The organism is Methanothrix sp. (assembly GCF_016706325.1).
Taxonomy (GTDB): domain Archaea; phylum Halobacteriota; class Methanosarcinia; order Methanotrichales; family Methanotrichaceae; genus Methanothrix.
Genome location: NZ_JADJJX010000001.1, coordinates 916,178 through 941,370, shown reverse-complemented (window position 1 = coordinate 941,370; position 25,193 = coordinate 916,178). Strand labels below are relative to the sequence as shown.

The 25,193-nt window shown below is 54.2% G+C and carries 17 protein-coding genes, 2 tRNA genes and 1 pseudogene; 9 read left to right on the top strand and 11 right to left on the bottom strand.

Translation table 11 applies throughout. From position 1 onward, the window contains the following. Positions 1–144: 144 nt before the first annotated feature. From IPI63_RS04915 to IPI63_RS04905, 3 genes and pseudogenes are all read right to left on the bottom strand, one after another. Positions 145–465, bottom strand: a pseudogene (locus IPI63_RS04915) (transposase); the annotation flags it as partial. A gap of 173 nt (positions 466–638) precedes the next feature. Beyond that, complete coding sequence (locus tag IPI63_RS04910; protein ID WP_292476992.1) at positions 639–2,231, bottom strand: hypothetical protein; 1,593 nt, start codon at positions 2,229–2,231, stop codon at positions 639–641. Position 2,232: 1 nt separating this feature from the next. Next, positions 2,233–3,405 (bottom strand): hypothetical protein, encoded by a 1,173-nt coding sequence (locus IPI63_RS04905; RefSeq protein WP_292476991.1) that lies wholly within the window; start codon positions 3,403–3,405, stop codon positions 2,233–2,235. Positions 3,406–3,571: 166 nt separating this feature from the next. Between IPI63_RS04905 and IPI63_RS04900 the strand changes: the two genes are divergently transcribed. Then, positions 3,572–3,937 (top strand): hypothetical protein, encoded by a 366-nt coding sequence (locus tag IPI63_RS04900; protein WP_292476989.1) that lies wholly within the window; start codon positions 3,572–3,574, stop codon positions 3,935–3,937. A 153-nt stretch (positions 3,938–4,090) separates the two neighbouring features. Here IPI63_RS04900 and IPI63_RS04895 read toward each other — a convergent pair whose 3' ends face one another. Continuing rightward, the gene (locus IPI63_RS04895; protein ID WP_214066486.1) at positions 4,091–4,291 is read right to left on the bottom strand and encodes a PUA domain-containing protein; all 201 of its coding nucleotides are present in this window, start codon (positions 4,289–4,291) and stop codon (positions 4,091–4,093) included. Positions 4,292–4,682: 391 nt separating this feature from the next. Continuing rightward, positions 4,683–5,111, bottom strand: a complete 429-nt coding sequence (locus IPI63_RS04890) for a lamin tail domain-containing protein (RefSeq protein WP_214083733.1) — start codon at positions 5,109–5,111, stop codon at positions 4,683–4,685. 240 nt (positions 5,112–5,351) lie between these two features. Here IPI63_RS04890 and IPI63_RS04885 point away from each other — a divergent pair, with 240 nt between their 5' ends. From IPI63_RS04885 to IPI63_RS04875, 3 genes are all read left to right on the top strand, one after another. Next, positions 5,352–6,017: a hypothetical protein gene (locus tag IPI63_RS04885; protein WP_292476987.1), complete on the top strand. Its 666-nt coding sequence runs from the start codon at positions 5,352–5,354 to the stop codon at positions 6,015–6,017. A gap of 193 nt (positions 6,018–6,210) precedes the next feature. Beyond that, positions 6,211–6,948 carry a PsbP-related protein gene (locus IPI63_RS04880; RefSeq protein WP_292476985.1) on the top strand — a complete coding sequence of 246 codons (738 nt, stop codon included), beginning with the start codon at positions 6,211–6,213 and terminating at the stop codon, positions 6,946–6,948. A 321-nt stretch (positions 6,949–7,269) separates the two neighbouring features. After that, a complete protein-coding gene (locus IPI63_RS04875) occupies positions 7,270–8,760 on the top strand; it encodes a pentapeptide repeat-containing protein (protein WP_292476984.1) in 1,491 nt (496 codons plus the stop codon). A gap of 346 nt (positions 8,761–9,106) precedes the next feature. Here IPI63_RS04875 and IPI63_RS04870 read toward each other — a convergent pair. After that, a tRNA-Phe gene (locus tag IPI63_RS04870) sits at positions 9,107–9,179 on the bottom strand. Between the two features lie 7 nt (positions 9,180–9,186). Next, positions 9,187–9,260: transfer RNA gene (locus IPI63_RS04865), tRNA-Val, on the bottom strand. 336 nt (positions 9,261–9,596) lie between these two features. Here IPI63_RS04865 and IPI63_RS04860 point away from each other — a divergent pair. The 4 genes from IPI63_RS04860 (at position 9,597) to IPI63_RS04845 (ending at position 12,196) form a co-directional block, all read left to right on the top strand. Continuing rightward, positions 9,597–9,941 carry a DUF3467 domain-containing protein gene (locus tag IPI63_RS04860; RefSeq protein ID WP_214066481.1) on the top strand — a complete coding sequence of 115 codons (345 nt, stop codon included), beginning with the start codon at positions 9,597–9,599 and terminating at the stop codon, positions 9,939–9,941. 6 nt (positions 9,942–9,947) lie between these two features. Further along, positions 9,948–10,571, top strand: a complete 624-nt coding sequence (locus IPI63_RS04855; RefSeq protein ID WP_292476982.1) for a tetratricopeptide repeat protein — start codon at positions 9,948–9,950, stop codon at positions 10,569–10,571. 194 nt (positions 10,572–10,765) lie between these two features. After that, positions 10,766–10,999 carry an Lrp/AsnC ligand binding domain-containing protein gene (locus tag IPI63_RS04850; RefSeq protein ID WP_292476980.1) on the top strand — a complete coding sequence of 78 codons (234 nt, stop codon included), beginning with the start codon at positions 10,766–10,768 and terminating at the stop codon, positions 10,997–10,999. Positions 11,000–11,005: 6 nt separating this feature from the next. Beyond that, positions 11,006–12,196 (top strand): MFS transporter, encoded by a 1,191-nt coding sequence (locus tag IPI63_RS04845; RefSeq protein WP_292476979.1) that lies wholly within the window; start codon positions 11,006–11,008, stop codon positions 12,194–12,196. A 75-nt stretch (positions 12,197–12,271) separates the two neighbouring features. Here the strand turns inward: IPI63_RS04845 and IPI63_RS04840 are convergent, their stop codons facing one another. The 3 genes from IPI63_RS04840 to fae form a co-directional block, all read right to left on the bottom strand. Beyond that, positions 12,272–12,664 carry a hypothetical protein gene (locus IPI63_RS04840; RefSeq protein ID WP_214066477.1) on the bottom strand — a complete coding sequence of 131 codons (393 nt, stop codon included), beginning with the start codon at positions 12,662–12,664 and terminating at the stop codon, positions 12,272–12,274. A 183-nt stretch (positions 12,665–12,847) separates the two neighbouring features. Further along, positions 12,848–22,144 carry an SdrD B-like domain-containing protein gene (locus tag IPI63_RS04835; RefSeq protein WP_292476977.1) on the bottom strand — a complete coding sequence of 3,099 codons (9,297 nt, stop codon included), beginning with the start codon at positions 22,142–22,144 and terminating at the stop codon, positions 12,848–12,850. A gap of 305 nt (positions 22,145–22,449) precedes the next feature. Beyond that, positions 22,450–22,956: a formaldehyde-activating enzyme gene (gene fae, locus IPI63_RS04830; RefSeq protein WP_292476976.1), complete on the bottom strand. Its 507-nt coding sequence runs from the start codon at positions 22,954–22,956 to the stop codon at positions 22,450–22,452. Between the two features lie 377 nt (positions 22,957–23,333). Between fae and IPI63_RS04825 the strand changes: the two genes are divergently transcribed. Further along, positions 23,334–23,978 carry a YkgJ family cysteine cluster protein gene (locus IPI63_RS04825; RefSeq protein WP_292476974.1) on the top strand — a complete coding sequence of 215 codons (645 nt, stop codon included), beginning with the start codon at positions 23,334–23,336 and terminating at the stop codon, positions 23,976–23,978. On the opposite strand, the gene dnaJ is transcribed toward IPI63_RS04825, so the two are convergent. Next, positions 23,959–25,128: a molecular chaperone DnaJ gene (gene dnaJ, locus IPI63_RS04820; protein WP_214080169.1), complete on the bottom strand. Its 1,170-nt coding sequence runs from the start codon at positions 25,126–25,128 to the stop codon at positions 23,959–23,961. The genes IPI63_RS04825 and dnaJ overlap by 20 nt on opposite strands. Positions 25,129–25,193: the final 65 nt, after the last annotated feature.

Below are 25,193 nucleotides of genomic sequence, written 5' to 3'. Positions count from 1 at the left end.
GCCATTCGGGGGGCTGGAAGGGGAAGTCTTGTTGGTGGGGGGGGGGGGGGGGGGGGGGGGGGTTGGAGGGGGGGGGGGGGGGGGGGGGGGGGGCTGGAGGGCTTCCGCCACCTCTAGAGACTAGGAGGTTTCTGGGGGGTCAAAAACGAACTGGCGTTTCCTTAAATAGGGGGTCAAAATTGAGTCGGCGAATACAGTAGTGCCGAGAAAAATGCAAAATGAGATCCTATCGGCAACTTGTCTCTCTAATTCAGGATCGGATAAGCCAAACCAATGCTGAAGTACAAGCAGCTTAATCATAATCACAATATCAATATTGGGGCGGCCTCCATGACTGGTCTTATTTTTATACATCAATGGCTAACGCTCCCAATCGATTTGCGATCCCATTTCACAGAGATCGTCTCCGAGAGTTTTAATCCGAGCATATTCTGTTCTAATGGCAAAATCAATGAGAGTTCTCATATAGAATTATTATAGTATTAATAGTATATAAACATTTCGATGGATAGGTTTTTCGAAACGCTCATATGAGCGATCGCATTGCCGTTATGAAAGAGGGAAGGATAACGGATATTGTGCCGCAGATGAGATACAGCAGGGCATCAGATGCCACAGGAGAGAGAATTTGTGACCGCCTAAAGGTAGCGATCCAGAGCCACTGAGAGCAGCAATATGATCAGTATCAACAAAATCGATAGCCTCTGCCCCAGGCCAGATCTGCTCTCAGCCGCCCCATGATCGGGCCTCCTGGGAATCAGCCGTTCCTCATCCCGATTCCTGCTATCCGGTGATGGGGCTATTGCCTGGCCATCTTCCTGGCCATCTCCCGGGTCGCTCACTTTGGACATGCTGCTTTCGGCAGTATCATTCCGGGAGGCATTTGATGGGCTGCCCGTCTTCTCTTCCTCCACTGTAACCCGGAGGGGAGAGGTTCTGGTGCTGTAATCATTCCCCCTCACATCCCGATATCTCACTACGGAAGAAGGGATGCCGATTCCATCCGGATCCATCACCAGCAGTCGGATCTTCCTGTCGGCCTTCTCGCCCGGGAAGAGCATGAAGGACTCATTTATCTCCCCTGAGATCAGCTCTGCCCCCTCGGGAATCATCTCTGCCATCCTCAGCACTGCCTTTCTATTGCCGCGATTCTCCAGCTCCAAGGACATCACCACCTCTTCCCCCGCCTTCACCCTCTTGGGGCTGATGCTCCTCTTAGCATCGATCAAGGGCCCGGTGACATCCACCACCGGCCTGTTGGAGCGGATGGTGTAAATCCTCTCCCCCACGCGGAACGAGGCTACGGCATCGGGAAGAGATATGCCCATGGCTGGCTCTGTGGGCTTTATGCGATAGCTGACCGTCTTCGTCTGATCAGGCTCAAGAACGATCTTCCACTGGAGGGTCTCATTGCTGCTAAATTCCTTTCCCGTGTAATCGGACAGATCCACAGAGAATGTCCTGTTTCCAGTGTTGCTGAGGGTATTTATCACATAGTAGCTTTCAGATAACTCCATAGTCCCTTCAACCCTCTTGAAAAGCCGGAGAGGGCCGAATATATGCGCCTTGCCTCCGCCCCATGACTGATGGGAATTTCCATCTGGATCAGCATATTGAGCATGGACATTGACCTGCAGATCGCATGCCTCGAGCAGATATGGAGCCACCAGATCGATCCTGATGGGATCGATTTGGGCCGTCTTTTTCTTATCATCCCAGGCCGATCCCGCCTGAAGGCTTGATATGTTGAACCTCCTGCTGAAAATAGGGGGACTGGAATCCAGTGTTATCTTCAGATCTTCTGCATCAACAGCGCCTCGATTCTCCACAGATAGCAGCATTTTGATCTCCTCCCCGCCTCGGTAGAGATCCTTATCGAGGCTTAAGATCAGTGATATCTCCGGGGCGCTGGGAAGCTGCATTCTCATAATGGCATAAGGCTCATCCTTATCCCCTTCATCAGCGATCTTCAGGGCGCTGACCCTCAATGAATCGTTTATGACGAGCCACTCACCAGCATGAAGAGCCCGGCGGGCAATGAGGCGCCCTCCCTCCTGCAGCTCCACCAAGACCATCAGCCTCTCCTCCAGGGAAAAGTCGGCCAGGGTCAGGGTATAATCCTCCAGTGTCAATTGCTCTTTCCAGTGTAGCTCGCCTGAGATCCCCTGTCCCCAGACTGTTGCCTGAGCAGTGGAGAGCAGCAGCATCAGGATCAAAAAGGCTCTGATCATCTCAATGCCTTAAGAGAAGATAGATCGTCAGCATGATCAATGCCGCGTAGATGTACAATCGATTTTCGTCCTCCAATGAACCCCCAATCATGGAGTTGGCATTCTTTGCGGGTGGGTTTTTCCCCTTCGAATTATCCTGATGGAGGTTGCCTATGCTGGCAGCAGGTCCACTCCCATGCTGGCTTGATGTCTGATCCCCCTTCTCAATAGCATCCTCCTTTGCACCCCTCTTCTCAATAGCAACCTCCTTTGCTCCCTCCTTCTCATCATCGACCTCTGCAGAGGAACTATTGCTCTTTGAAGCATTCTTGCTGCTATCATCCACCTTATCGACGGAATCCTCTTTGTCGATATTCTCATTTTTTGTGCTCGCTTTTTTATTGCTGACACCAGGGGAGCTATCCACTGCCGTGGAGGAGGCATTCTTGGCCTCAAAGGATACCCCTTTTGGGGCATAGAATATGATTGCCTCATCGCGCTTTACCATCAGCTTTTTCGTCTTTTCATACTCTATTCTGGTATCATCATCCTGCCATCTGACCGATAGATTGTGAATGCCCTCTTTGAGCTTTATCTTCCCCAGCTCAGCACTGCTCTCCTTTCCCACCTTCTTGCTCTTCTTGAAGCTGCCGTCGGCATAGAGAAATGCTTCCAGCTCCCGGGAGTTCTCATTGACCAGATTCACAGTTATCTCATACTCCTCAGGCTTATCATTGAGGATGGTGTATAGATTTACCGATGTCTCGGCTGTTATATCTCTTGTCTCTTCCACCTCAAAGGAGCTCTTCACATCCTCATCCCACCAGGTTATCTTGAAGGTGTGCCTTCCCTTCTCCAGAAGATATCTGTCCATCTTTTGATCCGATCCTGAGGATATCGATTTGTGGTCTATCAATTCCGAGTCTATAAACAGGGAGACATCAAGCTTCTCATTGTCATTGTTTGTGATGTAGACGTGCACCGGTATCCCTTCTTGGGCCGGTGATTCATTCCCCTCCGTCAGCTTCGATAGTGCAGTATCGGATGAGAGGTTCATCTCCTCCGCTTCCCCCCCGCGGGCAAGGCATATCTGGGAGGGAATGATGATTGAAAGCAGAATGCAGGCCCCGAAAAGGGCGGTGAGAATAAGAGCAAATGCTGTATCTCTTCTCTCAGGCGGGGGAGTGCACCTCATATGTGGCAGTCATGCTATGATGCTTTAAATAACATTTGGTAAACAAAAAATTTAGATTCATATTATTATTAGTCTATTGAATAGATTTTTAATCATATATGTTATTCATCATAACGAAAGTATTATCTACGAGAGGATGGAATAAAGCCATCGAGAGGATGAGATATTGACAGATACTGCCATCTTGCTTTTGGTAGTGGAGGGAGTGCCCTTTCTGGCTCTGGTATATTATCTGATTCATAAGAAGCAGATGTTCATGCTGGAGAGAGGAATCGAGAAGAAGGAGGACAGATATGTGAGGTCCGAGCGCCGAATAATCAATGGACTCTTCTTAACTCTGGCCGGATTATCTATGATCCTGGCGCCTCAGTTGGCATCCATTGCAGGAATAGAGGCACAGCTCTCCTTTGATCTTCTGCTGGTGAGTATGATACTGCTCTGCGCCGGACTGGCCATGCTGATCGGCGGAGAGCTGCTCAAGTACCGGACCGCCCCCCTTGAAGGCCCAGATGGGCCGGCTGAGCTGAAGTGATCATAAGCGTCTCTCAGAAGAGGAAACCCTGACCGCAGAAGACCTCACCGAATCCATTGCGGCCAGGTATCCATTAATGGCATCTAGCCTGGAGGGCTATAAATTTCCTGCATACCTGCATATACATGCTGCTTTCTGTATCACCTCCACACTTCACTGACCGGTGTAGATTCGAAGCATCCTGACCGGCCTTTCCCTCCTATCAACAATCAGAACATCATCACCATCCTTGATTCCCGGATCCGTTGAGATCACCTGCCCGGAGAATAAGCGCCCCCCCCGGGCGACGAAAGGCACTGCAGCATCTGAGATCATCACCTTGCTTACTTGACTATCGCTTTTATCCTTCCACATATCACAATCACCTCTATCCTAATCAGTGATCAATAGAGGTATTGCTCTTATTAAGTAATAAACTTTTTGATCGAATTATTACCTGCATTAATCCCGAGGCTTTCTCAGTATCAAATAACTATTGATGATGAATTGTGTTATGATCCCCTCCGATGGGAATGATTTAGGGGCCATGCCAAGGAGGGCCGGGAGCGAACTATATCGCCAGACGGTGAAGTGAACTCCTCTGAGCGGGCAGATGTCCGGCGATGCCAACTCACGGGGGTGCATGAGGAAGAATGATCGATCAGATATCAGTGCCTATAAAAAATTAAATACGTCAAGGCAAGGACTGTTAAGATTATCTCCTGCATCAGAGAGCTTGGGTTAGGAAAAAAGTTGATTTGAGGATTCAGGCCCCCTTGCCCTCCTCAGGATACATGGAGATGGTATTTCCCTCAGGGTCCTTCAGGACAGCCAGATCCCCATTGTTGTTCCAGACGGAATTGCTGCGGTTCCAGAAGAGGTTCTCGATGTCATCATCTCCCTTGCCTGTGCGCACAAAGACTTTGGCCCCCGCGGCGAGGGAGAAGCCGGGGAAGGTATAGGTGTGATTCTGAGCATCGCTCAATGTCCAGCCGGTCAGGTTGATTTCCGAGGTTCCCAGGTTGGTGATCTCCACCCATTCCTCATTCAAGTGCTCCTTCTCTGGACTGGGGGCAACGAAGTTGGCGGCGGTTATAGCGATCTGGGGACTGGCAATGCTGTCTGTAGTACTGGCGTTTTCCTTATCGGCAAGCGCTATGCCCATGAACATCATGGCAAGCAAGATGCCGAGCATCCCTGCAAATACTCTGCTGTACATTATTTCACCCTTTGTTAAATTTCTGATTTAACAGTATCTCTGATCAATCCCATGTTATATAAATTTTTCTACTGTATTATTAATCTCTCCTGAGGTTGAGCCTCAATATCTGTTAATTTTTGTTATCAGTGGCATTGTTATTGCCCCGGCTGGCCCTCCAAATGATAAGTATTTATACAGACCACATACACATAATAGAGAAAAAGGGGATTGATCATGAAGCGCCCGTTATTCTGGATGATGATGCTCATCCTGATGATCTTCTTCGCCGGCCAGGCCAGCTCGCAGCTCTATTTCACCCTCTCCGTGCCTGATGGCTGGGACATAACCGGATTGGGATGCAATGGCATAACGGCTGTGGACAAAAGCAATCCCGCCCGGGGAATTGTAGCGCTGAACCATCTGCACCAGGGCTTCGATATCCTGCCCTCTTATACCACACCCGAGGCCTATGTGGAATATTATATGCCGCAGGACTTCAGCCTGGGCGAGACCAGGGTTTCGGAGATGAAGATAATTAAATATGAGGCCGATCAGCGGCTATCAAACGCCTACGTCTCCTGGGCCGGCCCCACAAGCTCCGCCAGGTCGATGCGCTGCTCATTCCAGGTAAATGGCATCCCGGCGGAGGGCTCGTTCATGGTGGCCACAAGAGAGCTATTTGGCTATGGAACCACGATCGAACTTCTCTACGGCATCTTTGCCCCTGCGGCGGAGTTCGAGAAGGAGGCACCAATGCTCCTTGGCAGCATCGATTCCATCCGGCTGATAAGGGATTACTTCTGCGTCTGCTTTGACTGTAGTGGCTGTGAATACCAATGCAGCAATGGATGCTGCAATGAGCCATGCGATGAGAATGATCGCTGCCGGGAACTGGATTGATGCCCTTGAAGGGATTCAATAGGGGGCCCTTCGCCGAATTGGATGGGCGATCCTCTGCAGCAGGCATCCTCCTTCTGCTTTTGGGCTTTGTGGTAAGGCCCAAGCATCCCGATTTTCAAAGCGGATAAGAAACTGGATTCAGGAATCATAATTAAGGAATCTTCATATACTAATTAACACAGTATTAATGCAGGTGATCTATGTGATCAATAAAATGTCTTTGGCCACAATCCTGGCAGCGCTGAATCTGATGCTGCTCGGCTGTGCTTATGCATCCGCTGAGGCCGCCTCGGCCGGGAGCATCCCGGCCCCAATCGAGCCGCTGGACACCACCGGGGCCCTGAGCCTCTCCGGGATGAAGGAGATGCTGCTTTATGAGAGTGCAGAGTATGGAATCCGGTTATCCTACCCGGCAGGTTGGATCCCCCAGGAGCCGGAGCCGAATGAGGAAGGGATAATCCTGGGTTTCCTGGCGCCGAGAGAGGATATCGATAATCCGGCTGTATATCTGGTGCTCCAGAACGATAAGCTGCCCGCAGGGCAGGATGTAACCCTGGATCAGTACAGCCAGGCAATACTGAGAAGCCTCAAGGAGGTCATGCCTGATTTGGAGATCCAGGCTGAAAGAGAGATCACAATCGGCGGGATGGCGGGCCGTGCCATTGTTTATGAGCTGGAGAGCGAGGGTGCGGCATTCAGAGTCTGGAAGGCCTGGACGGTGGTTGGAGCGGATGCTTATGTATTCACCTATAATGCTCCTGTCGAGCTTTATGACCAGTTTGCTGCAGATGCCGCAGAGATGATCGACTCCTTTGAGGCTGGAACAGCAGCCCAGAAGGCTGAGAGCTCGGGCCTCTGGGCGGAGCCAGCCGCAACCGGAAGCCAGGCAGAGGCAGATCAGATGGAGGAGAGCACCAGCGTTACTTCTTGATCTGATTGGCGATCAGGGCTATCCAATCGGTGCCGGGAAATGGGGATTCCAGACAGGGGATTCGGCTGCCGATTGCTGGCAGCCCTCATCCCTTTGAAGACCGGGGGAATTGCCGCCCTGCCCCTAAACACCCTATAACCAGTCTGCATCTACCGCAGCGAATGGATAGCCAGATATCCGCCTGGCAGCAGGCCAGGCTGCTTTCGTATGGGATTGGATACCGCCGAAGTCATCTATTTGAATATATTCCGTCAGCAGACAGATCTGATGATATGGCGGTCTGCGCAAAGAATATCTCCAGGAACTGCAAGGAATGGACAGATGTCCTGGCAGCCCCAAGCACTGGTGGTTGTTCTGCTACTAGCAGCGGCGTCCCTGGGCGGCGCCCAGCAGCCCCTCCCAGCCCAGCAGATCCTATCCCAGATCGCGGCCGGCCAGCCGGTCCACTACGATGGCATTGCCATCACTGGCGATCTCGATCTCTCCACCCTGTCCGGGCAGAAGATCCCGGCAGCAATTGTTCTGGTCAACTGCACCATTCCTGATGCTTCCTTCGATGGCATAACCTTTGAGCAGGAGGCCCTCTTCTGGGGCAGCTCTTTTGGCAATGCGAGCTTCAATGAGGCCACATTTTCAGGCCGGGCGGACTTTGTCAATGCCTCCTTCCACCAGGCAGGCTTCGCCGGCAGCGTCTTTCATCAGCCGGCCCTCTTTGATGGTGTGCTCTTTGAGAATGATGTCAGCTTTGCGGATGCCTCTTTTGGCCTCGATGCCTCCTTCAATGCTGCCCGCTTCCTGGGTAGGGCGGACTTCAACTACTCCGATTTTGATTCCTACTCCTATTTCAGGGGAGCAGAGTTCGCCGGGGACGCCTTCTTCTCCGATGTCGATCTCTTTGCAGCCTCGGATTTCTCCGCCGCCACCTTCTCAGGCGAGGCCAACTTCATCCGCTCCCGTCTCAATGAACCCTACTTCGGAGAGGTCCTTTTCGCCGGCCCCGCCCAGTTCGGCCTGGTCCGGTTCACCGGCCTCTCCTCCTTTGGGGGAGCAGTGTTTGCCGATGAGGCGGGATTCGGCCTGGCCCGGTTCTCTGATGCCGCCTACTTCTCCGGCGCTCGCTTCCAGGAGCTGGCCCTCTTCGGTCTGTGCAGGTTCGAGGGCATTGCCACCTTCCAGGAGACCCGTTTCGAGGGCGACCTCAACTTCAAGGCAGCGACCATCACCTCCCTGCTCTTTGAGGGGGCAGAGCTTCATGAAGGCTCCCGCCTCATCCTCAATGATACTGAGATCAACCTCTTCCGGGCTCACTGGGATGAGATCCAAGAGCATGTGGCCTGGCAGCCGGGGGCTTATTTAGCCCTGGTGGAGAACTACCGCCGCCTGGGCTGGTCAAAGGACGAGGATGACTGCTACTACCAGTATCGGAGACTGAATCAGGCCGGCAAGGGCTGGGGCTGGTCAAAGATCATAGATATTCTGGCCTGGGTCTCCTGCGGCTATGGGGTGCGGCCCAGCTATGCTGTTGCCTGGTCTTTGCTCGCCATTCTGACATTCGGCCTGCTCTATTGGACTGGGGATGGCATTCGCCGCTCCTCCAAACCCCTGAGCGGGCCGGTGGAAGTGGATAGCATCCCAGAGAGGGTCACCCTTCGAAATTCCCTCTTCTTCAGCACTATGATCTTCCTTTCCCGGGGTCCCATCGATTTCCTGCCCATAGGCAGGTACAGGTACTATGTAATCCTGGAGGGGATACTTGGCTGGCTGCTCCTGGCGCTCTTCCTGGTGACACTGGGCCGGGTGATGATTAGATAGCCAGGACATATTTTGATTTTGGCTCTTAGCTATTCCATGTGGGTAACTTCAGGATAGCGGTAGGCGGGCTCAATCATGATAATATCAGGCATGAATCCCGGCGCAGAGTCGGTAGGTAGTGACACATTTCATGATAATCTCAAATCCCGGCAGTCATGACGTTATAAGGACCAAGCTACAGGATTAGCGATCCCTTAAATCCGCCCACACGAAACAGCGAGGAGCCTTGATTTTCATCTCATCTGAGAGGCAGGCAGCAGCCATGCCGATCGCCATAATGGGCTGAGCTCAGCATCTCATGAAAATGCAACTCACACTCGAGTGGATGGTACAGATAAAAAATCAATGCCCAAACCCGGACTCGAACCGGGGACATTCAGATCTTCAGTCTGACGCTCTCCCAACTGAGCTACTTGGGCTCTGAGGTGGGCCCGACGCGATTCGAACGCATGACCTCCGCCATGTCAAGGCGACGTCATAACCAGCTAGACCACGGGCCCGCAAGCAGGTTTCCTATCCTCTCCTCGCAGATAAAGGCTTCGGTCAGTGGAAAAGAGAGCACGCGGGAGGACGATCTCGCCGGGGCAATGAGCCTCCCTTATGCCCCTCCATGGCCTCAGATCTATTGCATAAGACTATTCTTTGCACCTTTGCGCCTTTGTGCTGAGGGCTGATCAACCCTCATCTTCTCCAATATCTTCTCCAATCTTTCAGCTGGAGGATCCTGATTTTGAGGGAGGGGGGGCAGATGATCACCATTGCCCCTCCTCAGAGCAGCAGCAATTCGCAGCAAGGATATCATCATCTTTTTTAATCTGGAGGCCGTCATCTGATCTATGGAAGTATCTGTAGAGACCACACGCAGCCCTGACTTCAAGCAGATCTATGCCATCGGGGCAGTAGGCGGCCACAGCCCCTACGACTTCAGAATCGCCTTCTACAATGACTCGCCCCGGACCACAAGAGAGGGGGGAAAGAATATCACCGTCATGGAGAGAAAGATCGAGATGGAGGTCATCTTATCCCCGCTGGCAGCCAAGGAGCTGGCCAGATGGCTTAGTGAGCATATCAAGGACTATGAGAGAAAATTCGGCGAGATAAAAAGGCCAGGAGCAGGGATCGCCGAGAAGGGCAACCCGGAAAAATCAGGGGATTCTGCCCCCATCCAGGGCTATATGTGATGAGCAATGAACAGCAAGGAGAGAGTTCAGCTTCACAAAGGAATGGATTATGTCCGGAGGAAGGATTTTGAGAGGGCCCTGGAGATATTCCAGAATGTCATCGCCTCCAATCCGGAGATACCAGAGGCCTGGAACAACCAGGGAGTAGCTCTCTTCGGCCTCGGCCGAATCGATGAGGCCCTGGAGAGCTACAGCCGATCTATATCCCTCGACCCAGCTAACCTCGATGCCCTGCGGAACAAAGCTTTTCTGCTTCGAAATCAAAGGAGGCTGCAAGAAGCCCTGGAGGTCTACGATACAGTCCTGGAGAAGGGTGGGGATGCCATAGACCTCGAGTCCACGGCCATCGTTCTCACAGCGATGGGAAGGCTGGAAGAAGCCCTACATTGCCTGTATCTTGCCCGGGAGAAGCTTTCTTTGCCCCGCCTGGAGGATGAGATAGAGATAGTGCAAAAGAAGATTCTGGAAAGGGGCGGGCAGAGCGGATATGGGGCAGTAGACGAGGCAGGTCACATAGAAGATAACAAGATAGAAGATAACAAGATAGAAGATAACAAGATAGAAGATAACAAGATAGAAGATAACAAGATAGAAGATAACAAGATAGAAGATAACAAGATAGATGACTGAGAAGAGGGTGGAGAGGGGAGCGGGCTAGGGGGCAGGGGGTGAGGTGGAGGAGAGGTCAGAGGAGAGGACGGGGCAGTGGGCGCAACTGAGGGAAAAGGGTAATAATAGCAAGGGACTGTTGGCGTGGTGAATATTTATAACGATTGAAGAAGAGACTCCCCGAATCATCAACTGGAACAGGGAGGTGAGGGCCTATGAAGGGTTTCATAATGATCAACGTCGAGCCGGGAACTGAGAAGTTGGTCTACGACCGCCTGGAGAAGATCAAAGGGATCTGTGAGGTCGTTCCCGTCTATGGTGAGAGGGATTTCATCGCCATAGCAGAGGTGGAGGGCATATCCGACCTTAACCGGGCAGTGATGAATGTAAGGGAGATAAACGGAGTGACCAATACTCAGACTATACTGGGCATGGAGCTGAAGTTCTAGGGAAGGATGCCATCTACCAGGGATTCAAGCTCTCTTTGGCCCCTTTACCTGGCGGTATTCGTCGCCGTCCTGGGGTTCACTTTAGTTGCACCATTCTTTCCCAGCTATGTTATGGGTCTAGGGGCATCTTACACCCTGCTCGGATTCATAATCTCCATCTATGGAGCAGCACAGCTAGCAGTCCAGGTGCCCATAGGCCGTCTCTCCGACAGGATGGGGAGAAAGAGGCTAATGCTCCTGGGAATGATGACATTCGCTCTCCTCCCACCGCTATACATCTATGCTGAGAATGCCTATACTCTGCTGTTCATAAGAGCCTTAGGGGGAGTGGGAGCGGCATTGGTCTGGCCCACTGCCATGGCTCTGATCATAGATCAATCCCGGCCTCAATGCCGGGGAGCAGCCATGGGCTACTATAACGCCTCCTTCTTCTCCGCCCTGGCCTTGGGACCATTTCTGGGGGGAGCACTCTATGACCATATGGGGCTGGAAGCACCCTTCTACTTCTGGGCCCTCATGGGAGTAGTATCGATCATCATCGTCACCTTCAAAGTTCCCGAATCCAGGAAAATCCTCCTTAAAGAGAGCCAGCCGCCTCAAAGAGGAGACGAGCCTCTGCTCGCTCCCGGTTATGCAATCACATTTCTCGCCTGCTGCGCTGTCATCCTCTGGTCTGGGGTGGTGGCAGGCTTCAACATCACCCTCCTCCCCTCATATGCCAGGGCTCTGGGCTTCTCCATCACTGATATTGGACTCATCTATCTGGTCTATGGTGGAATAACCGCCATCTCGAACATCTATTTTGGCCACCTGGCAGACCGGGGGAGGAGAAGACTGCTCATCCTTCTGGGCAGCCTTGCCGGCCTGATCTCCTTTGCCTCTCTCTTCCTGGCTGCAAGCCTGATTCAGGTCATGCTTCTCTTTGCCGGCCTGGGGCTGGGATTGGGCATATGCGGCCCCGCTGCTGCCGCCCTGGTGGCCGACATCACCAGCGCCTCTCGTCGGGGGGAGACCTATGGCATCTTCAATACCGCCCGCATGTCCGGAGTGGTGATAGGACCGATTGTGGCCGGGCTGGCTGCTGATATGCAGGGAATCAAAGGGGCTCTTTATGCCTTCACTCTGATCGCCCTGACGGTAACCCTGATAGCCGTTGCCATCAGGGAGCGGGAGGAGGACCCTGAAGGAGGACCCTGAATCAGCACCCGACGAGGACGGGATCGGGCAGGATTAGCAGCAGCCCTTAAAGCTGATAGAGAGATGAAGCACTCCTCATAAGCTCAGATTCCTCCAAGAGCCCTGGCCACCCACTCTGAAGGATGATTTGCTCTGGGCATAGAGCAGATTGTTCTCTTTATGACCGCCGAAGGTAGGAGAGGTCAGGAAGGAGGCTGTCCCATTTGCTGTGCTGCTGATCATCACTGAGTTGGTGGCATTGGTGTAATTGACAGGAATGGCTCGCTTATAGAAGTCCTCACCCAGGGTGGTATAATAGGTAAAACCGGCGATCTTGGTGAGAGCAGTATCAGTGAGATTGAAGCCGGTCTCAGCCGATTGATACGGCGATATGGGGAAGGAGAGTGGATCGACATAAAGCCACACCGTCCCAAGGGCGGCCCCGGTCAGCATGAGGAGCACAGCAGATGAAATAAGATACTTTATCATGAATTCTCTTGCTTACATAAAGGGATTTAAATCTATCTGATGCTGAAGGCCAAAAAAATAAGAGGGGCAGATCCTATTCTGCCTGCCCCAAGAAAAGAGCCTCTCGCCTTCGCCTCCGCCCAGATCCTCAGGCTGCAGGCTCGAGCTTATCTACTCTTAGGCTTTGCATTCGATGCTCTCTCTTTATCGCCTCACCATCCCCTGCAGGATATAGTCCCGGCCCAGAGCGCTGTCGTAAGCATTGGCCGGAGCATGCTTGCCATCTCTGACATATACATAGACCTTGTAGCTGCCAGCATCAGTGGGGGCGCTGCTCCAGGTCCACTGATTCTTGGCCGACCAGCTCTGCACTATCCTCCAGACATTGCCTGTGGAGGGGCCCTTCAGCCAGAACTGATAGTACAGAGGATCTTTCTCTGCATCCATAGCAGTAGCCGTCCACCTTACAGCCGTCCCAGCCACCTGCGGGCTGGGACGATCAGCCTGCAGAGAGGTCAGAGCCGGAGGCTTATTGGATATCAGCTGATAGGGGGACCCCAATGCGCTATCGTATCCGGTGTCAGGGTAATGCCAGCCGTCCCTGGCGTAGACATATACTGTATAGGCTCCGCCATCATGAGGCATGCTCGTCCAGGTCCACTGGTTTTTCAGGGACCAGTCCTGGGCTATCTGCCAGGTGTTGCCGGTGGAGGGCCCCTTCAGCCAGAAGCGGTAGTATATCGGATCTCCTTCCGCATCAAGAGCAGTGGCCGTCCATTTGATGGGAGTTCCCGCCCCCTGTGGGCTGGGGCGGTCGGCCTTCAGAGCAGTCAGCACCGGGGGTTGATTGGGGGCCAGAATGAATGGTGCCCCCATTGCGCTATCATAGCCTGTTGCAGGGTTATGCCAGCCATCCCGCACATAGACATAGACGGTATAAGCCCCGCCATCGGATGGGCGGCTGGCCCAGGTCCACTGATTCCTGTAGGACCAGTCCTGCACTATCTTCCAGGTGTTGCCGGTGGAGGGCCCCTTCAGCCAGAAGCGATAGAGCAGAGGCTCCATGTCCGGATCCGATGCAATAGCTGTCCAGGTCACAGGCGTTCCCGCCTTCTGAGAGCTGGGCTTGTCCGATCCAAGAGAGATCAGAGTGGGGGGCAGATTCTGCCGCAGCACAGTGAACAGCGCTCCAGCATCATCATCCCATCCGGCAGGGCTGGAATGGAAGCCGTCCCTCACCTGAACCTTGATCTCGCTGGTGCCCGCATCAACCGGTGTTGTCGGCCAGATCCAGGTTGGATCAGTGGACCAGTCGCGGACCACTCGCCACATTCCGCCCGTCGCCGGCCCCCTCATCAGGTATCGGAAGAAGAGCGGGTCGCCCTCAGGGTCGCTGGCAGTGGCCGCCCATCTGATGGTGGCGCCCACAGGCTGTGCACTGGGCAGGCTCGTGCCCAGGCTGGTGATCACAGGGGGCAGGTTCAGATTCATGATGAAGAACTGGCCCACCTGATAGTCATCCGAGCCAGCAGGTCCACTGTGCTTGCCATCTCTGACAGCTACCAGCACCTCGCTGTAGCCTACATCAGCAGGAGTGGTCCTCCAGACCCACTGGTTGTTCTTGCCCCAGCCGGTCATATCCACCCAGAATCCGCGAGTGGCAGGGCCGCGCAGGAAGAACCGGTACTGCAAGGGGTCTCCTTCTGGATCAGAGGCTATGGCCGTCCATTTGACCCAGCTTCCAGCATACTGCGGCCCAGGCCGGTCGGTGCAAAGGACCTGTACCCTGGGAGGCAGATTGGCGCCGGTCAGGCTGAAGGGGACGGTCTTCTTGACATCGTATCCACCGGGACCGGCATGCTGACCGTCCCTGATCCAGACCTCAACCTCGTACTTGCCAGGAGGATAGCCGAGGGTATTCCAGGTCCATACGCTTCTGCTGGTGTATCCGGTATCCAGGTTGACTCCCGGTCCTCTGACCATGAACCTATACTGGAGAGGATCAAGGTCGTCTGCTCTTGCCGTCCAGATGATGGGGGTGCCCGATCTCTGAGGGCTGCTCTTATCCGGGATCAATGTGGGATTGGCAGGCAGTGGATTCCAGTTGCCGAAGTCCTTTCCGGCCACGCTGGGTGTGGATGCATCCAGGGTGACGGTGTAGGTGCCACTGGCCGGTGACTTCTGCTCCCATCCAGGCTTTTGGATCTCCCGGATGGTATAGGTTCCAGAGGCGACATCTGTGAAGCTATAAGAGCCGTCAGCCTCAGTGGTGGCAACCTTGATCACCCCGCCTGAGGCTGGCTCCAGGTTGATATTCCAGCCACCCATGCCGGGCTCGCCTGGATCTCTGGCTCCATTGCCATTGATATCGTTGTACTTCACCCCGGAGATGGACTGAACTGCCAGTCTGTTCCCGAAGTCGTTGTTCTTCGCCTCTCTGGGGGGCGCTCCCACATCGAAGAGTATGCTGTAGCTTCCTCCCGCAGGAGCGGTCTGGACCCAGCCGGTCCTTGAGGTCTCGCTCAGCTTATAGCTGCCGGGAAGGAGCCTGTCGAACTTGTAGTTTCCGTTGCTGTCTGTGTAGGCAGTCAGAGTGGGAAGCGGCCTGCCGTACCAGGTTCTGCCTGTCAGGACCATCTCCCAGCCGGAGAGGCCCTTCTCGCCGGAGTTCCTGATTCCATCGCCATTCAGATCCTCGTACTTCGTCCCGGATATAGAATTCGATCCACGTATTCCGAAGTTGACATTGGTCACCACAACTGTCTTCACAGTCACTACGACTGTGGAGGAGGTGGTGAGGACCAGGCCCGCTGGCACGGGATCGCTTATGGTGTAGGTTCCAGGCAGGACGTTCTCGAAGCTGTAGAATCCATTATCATCGGTGGTGGTATTGGCCACCACCTTTCCGTCCAGGAGCAGGCTCACTGATCCTCCGGGAATGCCGGGCTCATCCTCGTCCTGCAGGCCGTTGCCATTGATGTCATAGTACTTCTGGCCGGAGATGGACAGACCACCGCGGTTGGCGAAGTCCTTGCCAGTAATATCGGCATTCTCAATCTCCACCGTCCAGGGGCCTTCAGGGGCTATCTGGGTGATGCCCTCAGCGGCAACCTGGCTTATGCTGTAGGTTCCTGGTGCAAGGTTGCGGAAGGCGAAGGAGCCGTCCTCCTGGGTGATGGTAGCATTGATGACGCTGCCGTCACGGGATAACTGAATGGCCGCTCCTGCCCAGCCGATCTCGCCCTCGTCCCTGATGCCATTGCCGTTGCTGTCCAGGAAGCTGGTTCCAGATATGGCAAAGGAGCCGTGATTTCCAAAGTCCCTGTCTGTTACATCTCCATCCACAAGCTCTACCTTGTAAGAGCCCTCCAGGGGCGCTGTCCTGGTCCAGCCAGGCCGCTCTACCTCAGATACTGTGTAGCTTCCAGGTGATAGCTCAGAGAATCTGTAGGAGCCATCCTTCTCAGTGATGGTGCTGCCGATCACACTGCCGCCTTGGGAGAGCTCAATTGTCCAGCCCTCCATTCCCGGTTCGCCCTCTGATATGCCATTGCCGTTCAGGTCATTGTATTTCCTGCCGGATATGCTGTACTGGAAGAGCTTGTTGGCGAAGTTCAGATCCCGAACATCCTCCTCTGAGAGATCCACGCTGTGAGATCCGCCTTCTGGGGATACTGCCCTCCAGCCGGAGGGCAGGATCTCGCTTACAGTATAACTTCCAGCATCCAGATCCTGGAAGCTGTAGGATCCATCCTCTCTGGTTAAGACGCTGATCTGGCTTTGATCCGGCTTCGTTATCTGCACCGTCCAGCCGGATAGGGCCTCGCCGCTGTCAGCCACTCCGTTTCCGTTCTTGTCCTCATACACCAGGCCCGAGATGTTCATCTTGGGCTCGGAGAGGGTGAAGTAGCCGGAGTACTCGCTATCGAAGCCCTCTTCGCCGGCATGCTGTCCATCTCTGACCTGCACCTTGACCTGGTTCTCCCCCAGATCTGCAGAGGAGGTTGTCCAGGCCCAGGCATTATCAGAGGTCCATCCCGTCCTCGCCTCCCAGGCCCCATTGGTTGCCGGTCCATTGAGGTAGAAGCGGAAGAGCAACTGATCCATGTCCACATCAGTGGCATTGGCGGTCCAGGTCACAGTCACCCCTGGTCTCGGCGGGCTGACGAGATCCGGAATCAGAGAGTTCAGGACAGGAGTCTGGTTCTCTGCAATAGGAGCTACAATCTCTATCTCTTCCTCAGATATCTCTTCGGTAAGATTCTTGGTGATGTTCTCCGGTGCTACGGGGGTGGTGATGTTCTCAGTCACAGGAGGGATAAGGGTCTCCTCTGGGATCTCCACCACTTCCGTCACATTCTCCGCCTCGGCTGTTATGTTGGCCGGTGCAGTCACATTGATCAGTTCGGTGACATTCTCGGGGACGGTCTGCTCCGCTGCTGCTTCTGTAAAGGGAGCCTCCTCCTCGGGCGGCATGATCACGAACTCGGAGCTTCTGTTTCCAGCCTCGCCCTCCGGTCCGGGATGCTGATCATCCTTTGCCTGGGCGGTGATCAGATATGGTCCGGCCTCAGTTGGCGTCCAGGTGAATCTGTTCTCAGGCTGCCAGTCTGTTGCCGGGGTATCATTGACCAGGAAGCGGTAGGATATGGGGTCATTCTCAGGATCACTGGCCGCTGCCGTCCAGTTGAGACTGCTTCCCAGAACCTGGGGGCTCCCCAGATCTGCTGAAAGTTCAGTGATGCTGGGCGGTAGATTGACAGGCAGAGCCTCCTCGACTGCTGGCTCAACCATTTCTGCCGCGCTTTCGGTTACGGGCTCGGCTGCGAGCTCAGGAGCAGTTATGAGAAATACGCGGCTTATGCTACCGTTTTCAGCTGCAGGCTCATCATGCTGGTCATCCTTTGCCTGGGCGGTGATCAGATATGGTCCGGCCTCAGTTGGCGTCCAGGCGAATCTGTTCTCTGGCTGCCAGTCTGTTGCCGGGGTATCATTGACCAGGAAACGGTAGGATATGGGGTCATTCTCAGGATCACTGGCAGATGCCGTCCAGTTGAGACTGCTTCCCAGAGCCTGGGGGCTGGCTAGGTCTGCTGCCAGATCCACTACCTCTGGAGGATTGTTTGGAACAGCCTCGATTACAAACTCGACTGTCCTTGAGCTATCCCCCTCCGGATTGTGGTTGTTATCGCGCGCCCTCACTTCTATGATATGTGTTCCGATGCTCTCTGTGCCGGTCGTCCAGGTCCAGCTTGGGTTTTGTGTGAACTCCGTCTGAGCCATTCCATCCAGGATGAAGATGAACTCCACGGGATCATTCTCAGGATCTGCTGCCGCTGCTGTGAAGGTCACAGCTGCTCCGGCTATCTGTGGGCTGGCTAGGTCTGCTGCCAGATCCACTACCTCTGGAGGATTGTTTGGAACAGCCTCGATTACAAACTCGACTGTCCTTGAGCTATCCCCCTCCGGATTGTGGTTGTTATCGCGCGCCCTCACCTCGATTGTATGTGTGCCGATGCTCTCTATGCTGGTTGTCCAGGTCCAGCTTGGGTTTTGTGTGAACTCCGTCTGAGCCATTCCATCCAGGATGAAGACGAACTCCACGGGATCATTCTCAGGATCTGCTGCCGCTGCTGTGAAGGTCACAACTGCTCCGGCTATCTGGGGGCTGGCTAGGTCTGCTGCTAGATCCACTACCTCTGGAGGATTGTTTGGAACAGCCTCGATTACAAACTCGACCGTCCTTGAGCTATCTCCCTCTGGATTGTGGTTGTTATCGCGGGCTCTTACCTCGATTGTATGTGTTCCGATATCCTGCTCGCCGGTCGTCCATGTCCAGCTTGGGTTTTGTGTGAACTCCGTCTGAGCCATTCCATCCAGGATGAAGACGAACTCCACGGGATCATTCTCTGGATCTGCTGCCGCTGCTGTGAAGGTCACAGCTGCACCGGCTATCTGTGGGCTGGCTAGGTCTGCTGCCAGATCCACTACCTCTGGAGGATTGTTTGGAACAGCCTCGATTACAAACTCGACCGTCCTTGAGCTATCCCCCTCCGGATTGTGGTTGTTATCGCGCGCCCTCACCTCTATGATATGTGTGCCGATGCTCTCTGTGCCGGTCGTCCAGGTCCAGCTTGGGTTTTGTGTGAACTCCGTCTGAGCCATTCCATCCAGGATGAAGACGAACTCCACGGGATCATTCTCTGGATCTGCTGCCGCTGCTGTGAAGGTCACAGCTGCTCCGGCTATCTGGGGGCTGGGCAGGTCTGCTGCCAGATCCACTACCTCTGGAGGATTGTTTGGAACAGCCTCGATTACAAACTCGACCGTCCTTGAGCTATCTCCTTCTGGATTGTGGTTATTATCGCGAGCTCTTACCTCGATTGTATGTGTTCCGATATCCTGCTCGCCGGTTGTCCATGTCCAGCTGGGATTGCTGCTGAAATCAGTCCTGGGCACACCATCAACCAGGAACAAGAACTGCAAGGGATCGCCCTCAGGATCTGATGCCGCTGCTGTGAAGGTCACAGCTGCACCGGCTATCTGGGGGCTTGCCAGGTCTGCTGCCAGATCCACTACCTCTGGAGGATTGTTTGGAACAGCCTCGATTACAAACTCGACCGTCCTTGAGCTATCCCCCTCCGGATTGTGATTGTTATCGCGCGCCCTCACCTCGATTGAGTGTGTTCCGATATCCTGCTCGCCGGTCGTCCATGTCCAGCTTGGGTTTTGTGTGAACTCCGTCTGAGCCATTCCATCCAGGATGAAGATGAACTCCACGGGGTCATTCTCAGGATCTGATGCCGCTGCTGTGAAGGTCACAGCCGCTCCGGCTATCTGGGGGCTGGCTAGGTCTGCTGCCAGATCCACTACCTCTGGAGGATTGTTTGGAGCAGCCTCGATTACAAACTCGACCGTCCTTGAGCTATCCCCTTCTGGATTGTGGTTGTTATCGCGAGCTCTTACCTCTATGATATGTGTTCCGATGCTCTCTATGCCGGTCGTCCAGGTCCAGCTCGGGTTTTGTGTGAACTCCGTCTGAGCCATTCCATCAAGGATGAAGACGAACTCCACGGGATCATTCTCAGGATCTGCTGCCGCTGCTGTGAAGGTCACAGCCGCTCCGGCTATCTGGGGGCTGGGCAGGTCTGCTGCCAGATCCACTACCTCTGGAGGATTGTTTGGAACAGCCTCGATTACAAACTCGACCGTCCTTGAGCTATCTCCTTCTGGATTGTGGTTATTATCGCGAGCTCTTACCTCGATTGTATGTGTTCCGATATCCTGCCCACTTGTAGTCCATGTCCAGCTCGGGTTTTGTGTGAACTCCGTCTGAGCCATTCCATCCAGGATGAAGATGAACTCCACGGGATCGCCCTCAGGATCTGATGCCGCTGCTGTGAAGGTCACAGCTGCTCCGGCTATCTGGGGGCTGGGCAGGTCTGCTGCCAGATCCACTACCTCTGGAGGATTGTTTGGAACAGCCTCGATTACAAACTCGACCGTCCTTGAGCTATCTCCTTCTGGATTGTGGTTATTATCGCGAACTCTTACCTCGATTGTATGTGTTCCGATATCCTGCTCGCCGGTTGTCCATGTCCAGCTGGGATTGCTGCTGAAATCAGTCCTGGGCACACCATCAACCAGGAACATGAACTGCAAGGGATCGCCCTCAGGATCTGATGCCGCTGCTGTGAAGGTCACAGCTGCTCCGGCTATCTGGGGGCTGGGCAGGTCTGCTGCCAGATCCACTACCTCTGGAGGATTGTTTGGAACAGCCTCGATTACAAACTCGACCGTCCTTGAGCTATCTCCTTCTGGATTGTGGTTATTATCGCGAGCTCTTACCTCGATTGTATGTGTTCCGATATCCTGCCCGCTGGTCATCCAGGTCCAGCTGGGATTGCTGCTGAAATCAGTCCTGGGCGCACCATCAACCAGGAACATGAACTGCAAGGGATCATTCTCAGGATCTGCTGCCGCTGCTGTGAAGGTCACAGCTGCTCCGGCTATCTGGGGGCTGGGCAGGTCTGCTGCCAGATCCACTACCTCTGGAGGATTGTTTGGAACAGCCTCGATTACAAACTCGACCGTCCTTGAGCTATCTCCTTCTGGATTGTGGTTATTATCGCGAGCTCTTACCTCGATTGTATGTGTTCCGATATCCTGCTCGCCGGTCATCCATGTCCAGCTGGGATTGCTGCTGAAATCAGTCCTGGGCACACCATCAACCAGGAACAAGAACTGCAAGGGATCGCCCTCAGGATCTGATGCCGCTGCTGTGAAGGTCACGGCTGCACCAGCTATCTGGGGGCTGGGCAGATCTGCTGTCAGGCCTTCCACTTGTGGCGGATGGTTGGGCGGTGCCTCGATTGAGAACTGAATCGATTGGGAGCTATCGCCTTCTGGATTGTGGTTGTTATCGCGAGCTCTCACCTCGATTGTATGTGTTCCGATATCATGTCCGCCGGTCATCCATGTCCAGCTGGGATTGCTGCTGAAATCAGTCCTGGGCACACCATCAACCAGGAACAAGAACTGCAAGGGATCGCCCTCAGGATCTGATGCCGCTGCTGTGAAGGTCACAGCTGCACCGGCTATCTGTGGGCTGGGCAGATCTGCCGTCAGGCCTGCCACCTGAGGCGGATTGTTAGGCGGTGCCTCAATTGAGAACTGAATCGATTGGGAGCTATCTCCTTCTGGATTGTGGTTGTTATCGCGAGCTCTTACCTCGATTGTATGTGTTCCGATATCCTGCCCGCCGGTCATCCATGTCCAGCTGGGATTGCTGCTGAAATCAGTCCTGGGCACACCATCAACCAGGAACAAGAACTGCAAGGGATCGCCCTCAGGATCTGATGCCGCTGCTGTGAAGGTCACAGCTGCTCCAGCTATCTGGGGGCTGGGCAGATCTGCCATCAGGCCTACCACTTGAGGAGGTTGATTCACTGGAGCCTGCACTGCCGGCTGTTCCACTGCGGGAGGCTGCTCCACAGCAGGAACAGCTTCCGGCACAATCACAGCCGGGCCCTCAGGAGCTGTTATTTGAAAATCAATGATCCTCTCATCGGGCTTGAAGTCCTCACTGGTATGCATCTGATCCCTTACCAGAACCTTGATCTGGTGGATTCCCGGATTCAATGTCGCAGTGTTCCAGGTCCAGGTGTTCTCATCCATCCAGTCGGTCAAGGGGACCCAGGGATCCTTTTCCGGATCTATGATCGAGGGATCCTTTATCCGGAACATATACGATATGCTGTCTCCCTCAGCATCCTGCGCCATTACTGTCCACTTTATGGCTGTACCTTGCTGCTGAGGAGAGGGCCTGTCCGGCATAACGCTCACTATAAATGGTGCCTGATTTACGCCCTCTCTTGACAGCTGGCCATACTGGGAGGGCGCAGCCATATCAGCGGGGAATCCCATGCCTTCGGCGAACCCCTCAAACTGGCCCTGGGCAAAAGCAAATGAATTTAATAGAACGCCTATTGTCAGGAGCATAACAAGGACAATAGACTGTCTCCTGTATCTATGATCCTTCAATTTGTTTATTTTTGGGCTGATTTCATAAATGCTATCCTTTTCCCTTTTATGCATATCCTCACTCTCCTCTCCAATCCCATTTCCAGCAGACGGCCTTGGGACCGGGAATCATCATTCGATATCTCATCCCTGCTATCCAACCAGTCTTCGGCTGAAGATTATGAACCTTTTTTTCACATGGGCCCTATCGAGGCCAGCTTTCAGGCCTCGATCTCATGTGAAACCTCTGTGAGCCATGTGTGGATCTGGACCGGCCGCGGGCTTCAGGCAAATGGATGCTTTGCAGTGCCCTTCGCTGCCAGGATATCAGCTGCCTTTGGCTCACTCTTCACAGCGCGCTCCAAAGCAATTTTTGTACTCTGATAATTATATTCATAAACCTTATCTTTATCTTTTGCATCCCACTCCACAAACACCGACACTATAATAAAGAGATTATCCGCCAACTCCTCAGGCAGTACTCCTGACTCCACGCAGTCCATCACCGCCTGTGCTACTGCAGCCTGCACCGGGCCAAAGACCATTATTGCCTGCTGAGCATTCTTGATGGTGACCTTATTGACCATCAGTGTCGAAGGCTTGACTGGAAGATTGGGCGCCAGCACAGCCAGCAATGGTGTATGACCCCTGGATGGCGATGCCAGTGCTCTTACAAATGCCTCCTCCACTGCGCTGTTCCTTGGTCCCATAACCAGATCAATATGCGCTACCTCGGGCCCCTCTCCGACCAGCGCTTCACCCACCAGTACCCTCTGAAAAGATTGCATCATAATAAGTCCTTTGTCTTATTCATATAAATTTGTAATCTAAGCAGACGGCCAAAAGATATATCATCATAATGACATGCATTGATTCACCAATGCGAGGGATCACAGAAGAGGCCATACAGGCGGCCATGAGAGCAGCCATACAAGTGGCCATGAGAGCGGCATACAAGCGGCCAGGATCAACAACTATGGACAGTTCAATCATTTTATGAAGCAGCGCCTGAGCAGGAGGATGACAGTCCTTGGATATGGTTGCGTACTGTCGCGATTAAGTTCAGGATTTGTGCTGCTCAGAGCCGGCCCGGCAGGATTATGAGAATCAGTATGGATTTATGAGAATTAGTATGGATTTATGAAAATCAGTATGGATATCCTTCTTTATGCCTGAGCATCCACCCTTTGTGACCGATAAAGAGCTGTTGCTGGCAGCTCTCCGGCGGTCATACGCCGCCGCCCTGCTCATCTCACCACTGTCCCTGGCTGATCAGATAAAGGGGATTGGATTTCAGTGCCTGAGCTGCGGCCAGTGCTGCCAGGGCGAGGATAACAGCGTCCTTGTCTTCCCCTTTGAGATAAGAGAAATAATGGCGGAGAGGGGACAGGATTGGCTCCAGGTAGCTCAGCCACCAGAGGAGGGTGAATGGGACTCCTTTGGCGACTTCCACACCCTGGAGTGGAGGCTCAAAAAAGAGGGGCTGCGCTGCTGCTTCTATGTCGACGGGAGGTGCGCCATATACGCCTCCCGCCCCCTTCTCTGCCGCACCTATCCCTTCTACCTGGTGGAGGGCAGGTTATGCTGCTCAGAGTGCCCCGGGCTGGGGATGAGCATAGAGATGGATGCCGCCCAGGACATCGCCCGGCAGCTCATCCTGCGCCACATCACAGAGATAGAGGAGGCCATAGAGCTTACGGAAAGATTCGAGGACTTCCCCCGGGGCAGATGGAATGGGGGGTGCTGCTGCTGCATCATCCATGATAGCGAGGGAGAGCATATCATCCCCCTATTCACTGCACAGCACTCTTAACCTCATCCACGATCTTATCGATGAGGCTTTTCTCCTTTTCCTTCTCCCTCTCGCCAGCTGGCCTCTTCTGCTCGCCAAACTCCTCTGCCAGCTCCTCAAGCAGCTGCTTTTGCCGGGCAGTGAGAGCAGAGGGGGTATTGATCCTGACCCTTACATGCAGATCGCCCGATCCGGTGCCATGCAGCCGGGGCATGCCCTTTCCTCTCAGGCGGAATACCGTTCCGGTCTGGGTCCCTGCAGGCACCTTGATCCTGGCCCGGCCGTTCAGAGTGGGAACCTCCAGGTCTGCTCCCAGGGCCGCCTGGGTGAAGCTGATGGGGCTCTCCATGATCAGATCGCTGTCCATTCGCTGAAAGATCCTGTGGGGAAGGATGTTTATGACCACATAAAGATCGCCGCTCACTCCCTTGGGGCCGGCAGAGTCTCCCTGGCCGCGGAGCTTGAGGTGCTGGCCGTCCTCCACCCCCGCTGGAACCTTGATATTGATCTTGCGGGACTTGCGCACCCTTCCCGAGCCACTGCAATCCTCACAGGGGCTGGTGATGATCTCCCCTCTGCCGCCACAGGTGGGGCAGGTGGTGGAGGTGACCATCTGGCCGAAGGGGGTGTTCTGGGCGCGGGTGACCTGGCCTGAGCCCCGGCAGTTGCTGCAGGTCACGGGAGTTGTGCCGGGCTTAGCCCCGCTCCCCTGACACTTGGGGCAGCTCTCCGTCCGCGGAACCTCGATGGTCATCTCCAGGCCCTGAGCCGCCTGCTCCAAGGTCAGCTCGATATCATAGCGCAGGTCCCGACCTCTGGCCGGCCCCCGCCGCCCTCCCCCTCCGCCGAAGAACATATCGAATATGCTCTCCCCGCCCATGCCAAAGCCCCGGAGAAGATCCTCGAAGTTCACCCCCCGGAACAGATCCTCTTGCGAGTACTGACTGTTGATTCCCGCATGGCCGAACTGATCGTACTTCTGGCGCTTATCCGAGTCGGAGAGGACGGCATAGGCCTCGGAGAGCTCCTTGAACCTCTCCTCTGCCCCGGGATCGTCCGACCGGTCGGGGTGGTGTTTCATGGCCAGCTTGCGATAGGCGGCCTTGATGTCCTTCTCGCTGGCATCCTTGGATACTCCAAGCACCTCGTAGTAATCCTTTTTATCCGGCATGGTACGATCAGATCCTTCTGGCTTTCCTGTTCTTCCAGCAGCCTTTGCTCATTATGGGTTCTACT

Bases quoted from the DNA above. Each gene is read 5' to 3' on its own strand.
- IPI63_RS04910 (WP_292476992.1), bottom strand. From the start codon at position 2,231: ATGATCAGAGCCTTTTTGATCCTGATGCTGCTGCTCTCCACTGCTCAG.
- IPI63_RS04905 (WP_292476991.1), bottom strand. From the start codon at position 3,405: ATGAGGTGCACTCCCCCGCCTGAGAGAAGAGATACAGCATTTGCTCTT.
- IPI63_RS04895 (WP_214066486.1), bottom strand. From the start codon at position 4,291: ATGTGGAAGGATAAAAGCGATAGTCAAGTAAGCAAGGTGATGATCTCA.
- IPI63_RS04890 (WP_214083733.1), bottom strand. From the start codon at position 5,111: ATGCTCGGCATCTTGCTTGCCATGATGTTCATGGGCATAGCGCTTGCC.
- IPI63_RS04885 (WP_292476987.1), top strand. From the start codon at position 5,352: ATGAAGCGCCCGTTATTCTGGATGATGATGCTCATCCTGATGATCTTC.
- IPI63_RS04875 (WP_292476984.1), top strand. From the start codon at position 7,270: ATGTCCTGGCAGCCCCAAGCACTGGTGGTTGTTCTGCTACTAGCAGCG.
- IPI63_RS04860 (WP_214066481.1), top strand. From the start codon at position 9,597: ATGGAAGTATCTGTAGAGACCACACGCAGCCCTGACTTCAAGCAGATC.
- IPI63_RS04855 (WP_292476982.1), top strand. From the start codon at position 9,948: ATGAACAGCAAGGAGAGAGTTCAGCTTCACAAAGGAATGGATTATGTC.
- IPI63_RS04850 (WP_292476980.1), top strand. From the start codon at position 10,766: ATGAAGGGTTTCATAATGATCAACGTCGAGCCGGGAACTGAGAAGTTG.
- IPI63_RS04845 (WP_292476979.1), top strand. From the start codon at position 11,006: ATGCCATCTACCAGGGATTCAAGCTCTCTTTGGCCCCTTTACCTGGCG.
- IPI63_RS04840 (WP_214066477.1), bottom strand. From the start codon at position 12,664: ATGATAAAGTATCTTATTTCATCTGCTGTGCTCCTCATGCTGACCGGG.
- IPI63_RS04835 (WP_292476977.1), bottom strand. From the start codon at position 22,144: ATGCTCCTGACAATAGGCGTTCTATTAAATTCATTTGCTTTTGCCCAG.
- fae (WP_292476976.1), bottom strand. From the start codon at position 22,956: ATGATGCAATCTTTTCAGAGGGTACTGGTGGGTGAAGCGCTGGTCGGA.
- IPI63_RS04825 (WP_292476974.1), top strand. From the start codon at position 23,334: ATGCCTGAGCATCCACCCTTTGTGACCGATAAAGAGCTGTTGCTGGCA.
- dnaJ (WP_214080169.1), bottom strand. From the start codon at position 25,128: ATGCCGGATAAAAAGGATTACTACGAGGTGCTTGGAGTATCCAAGGAT.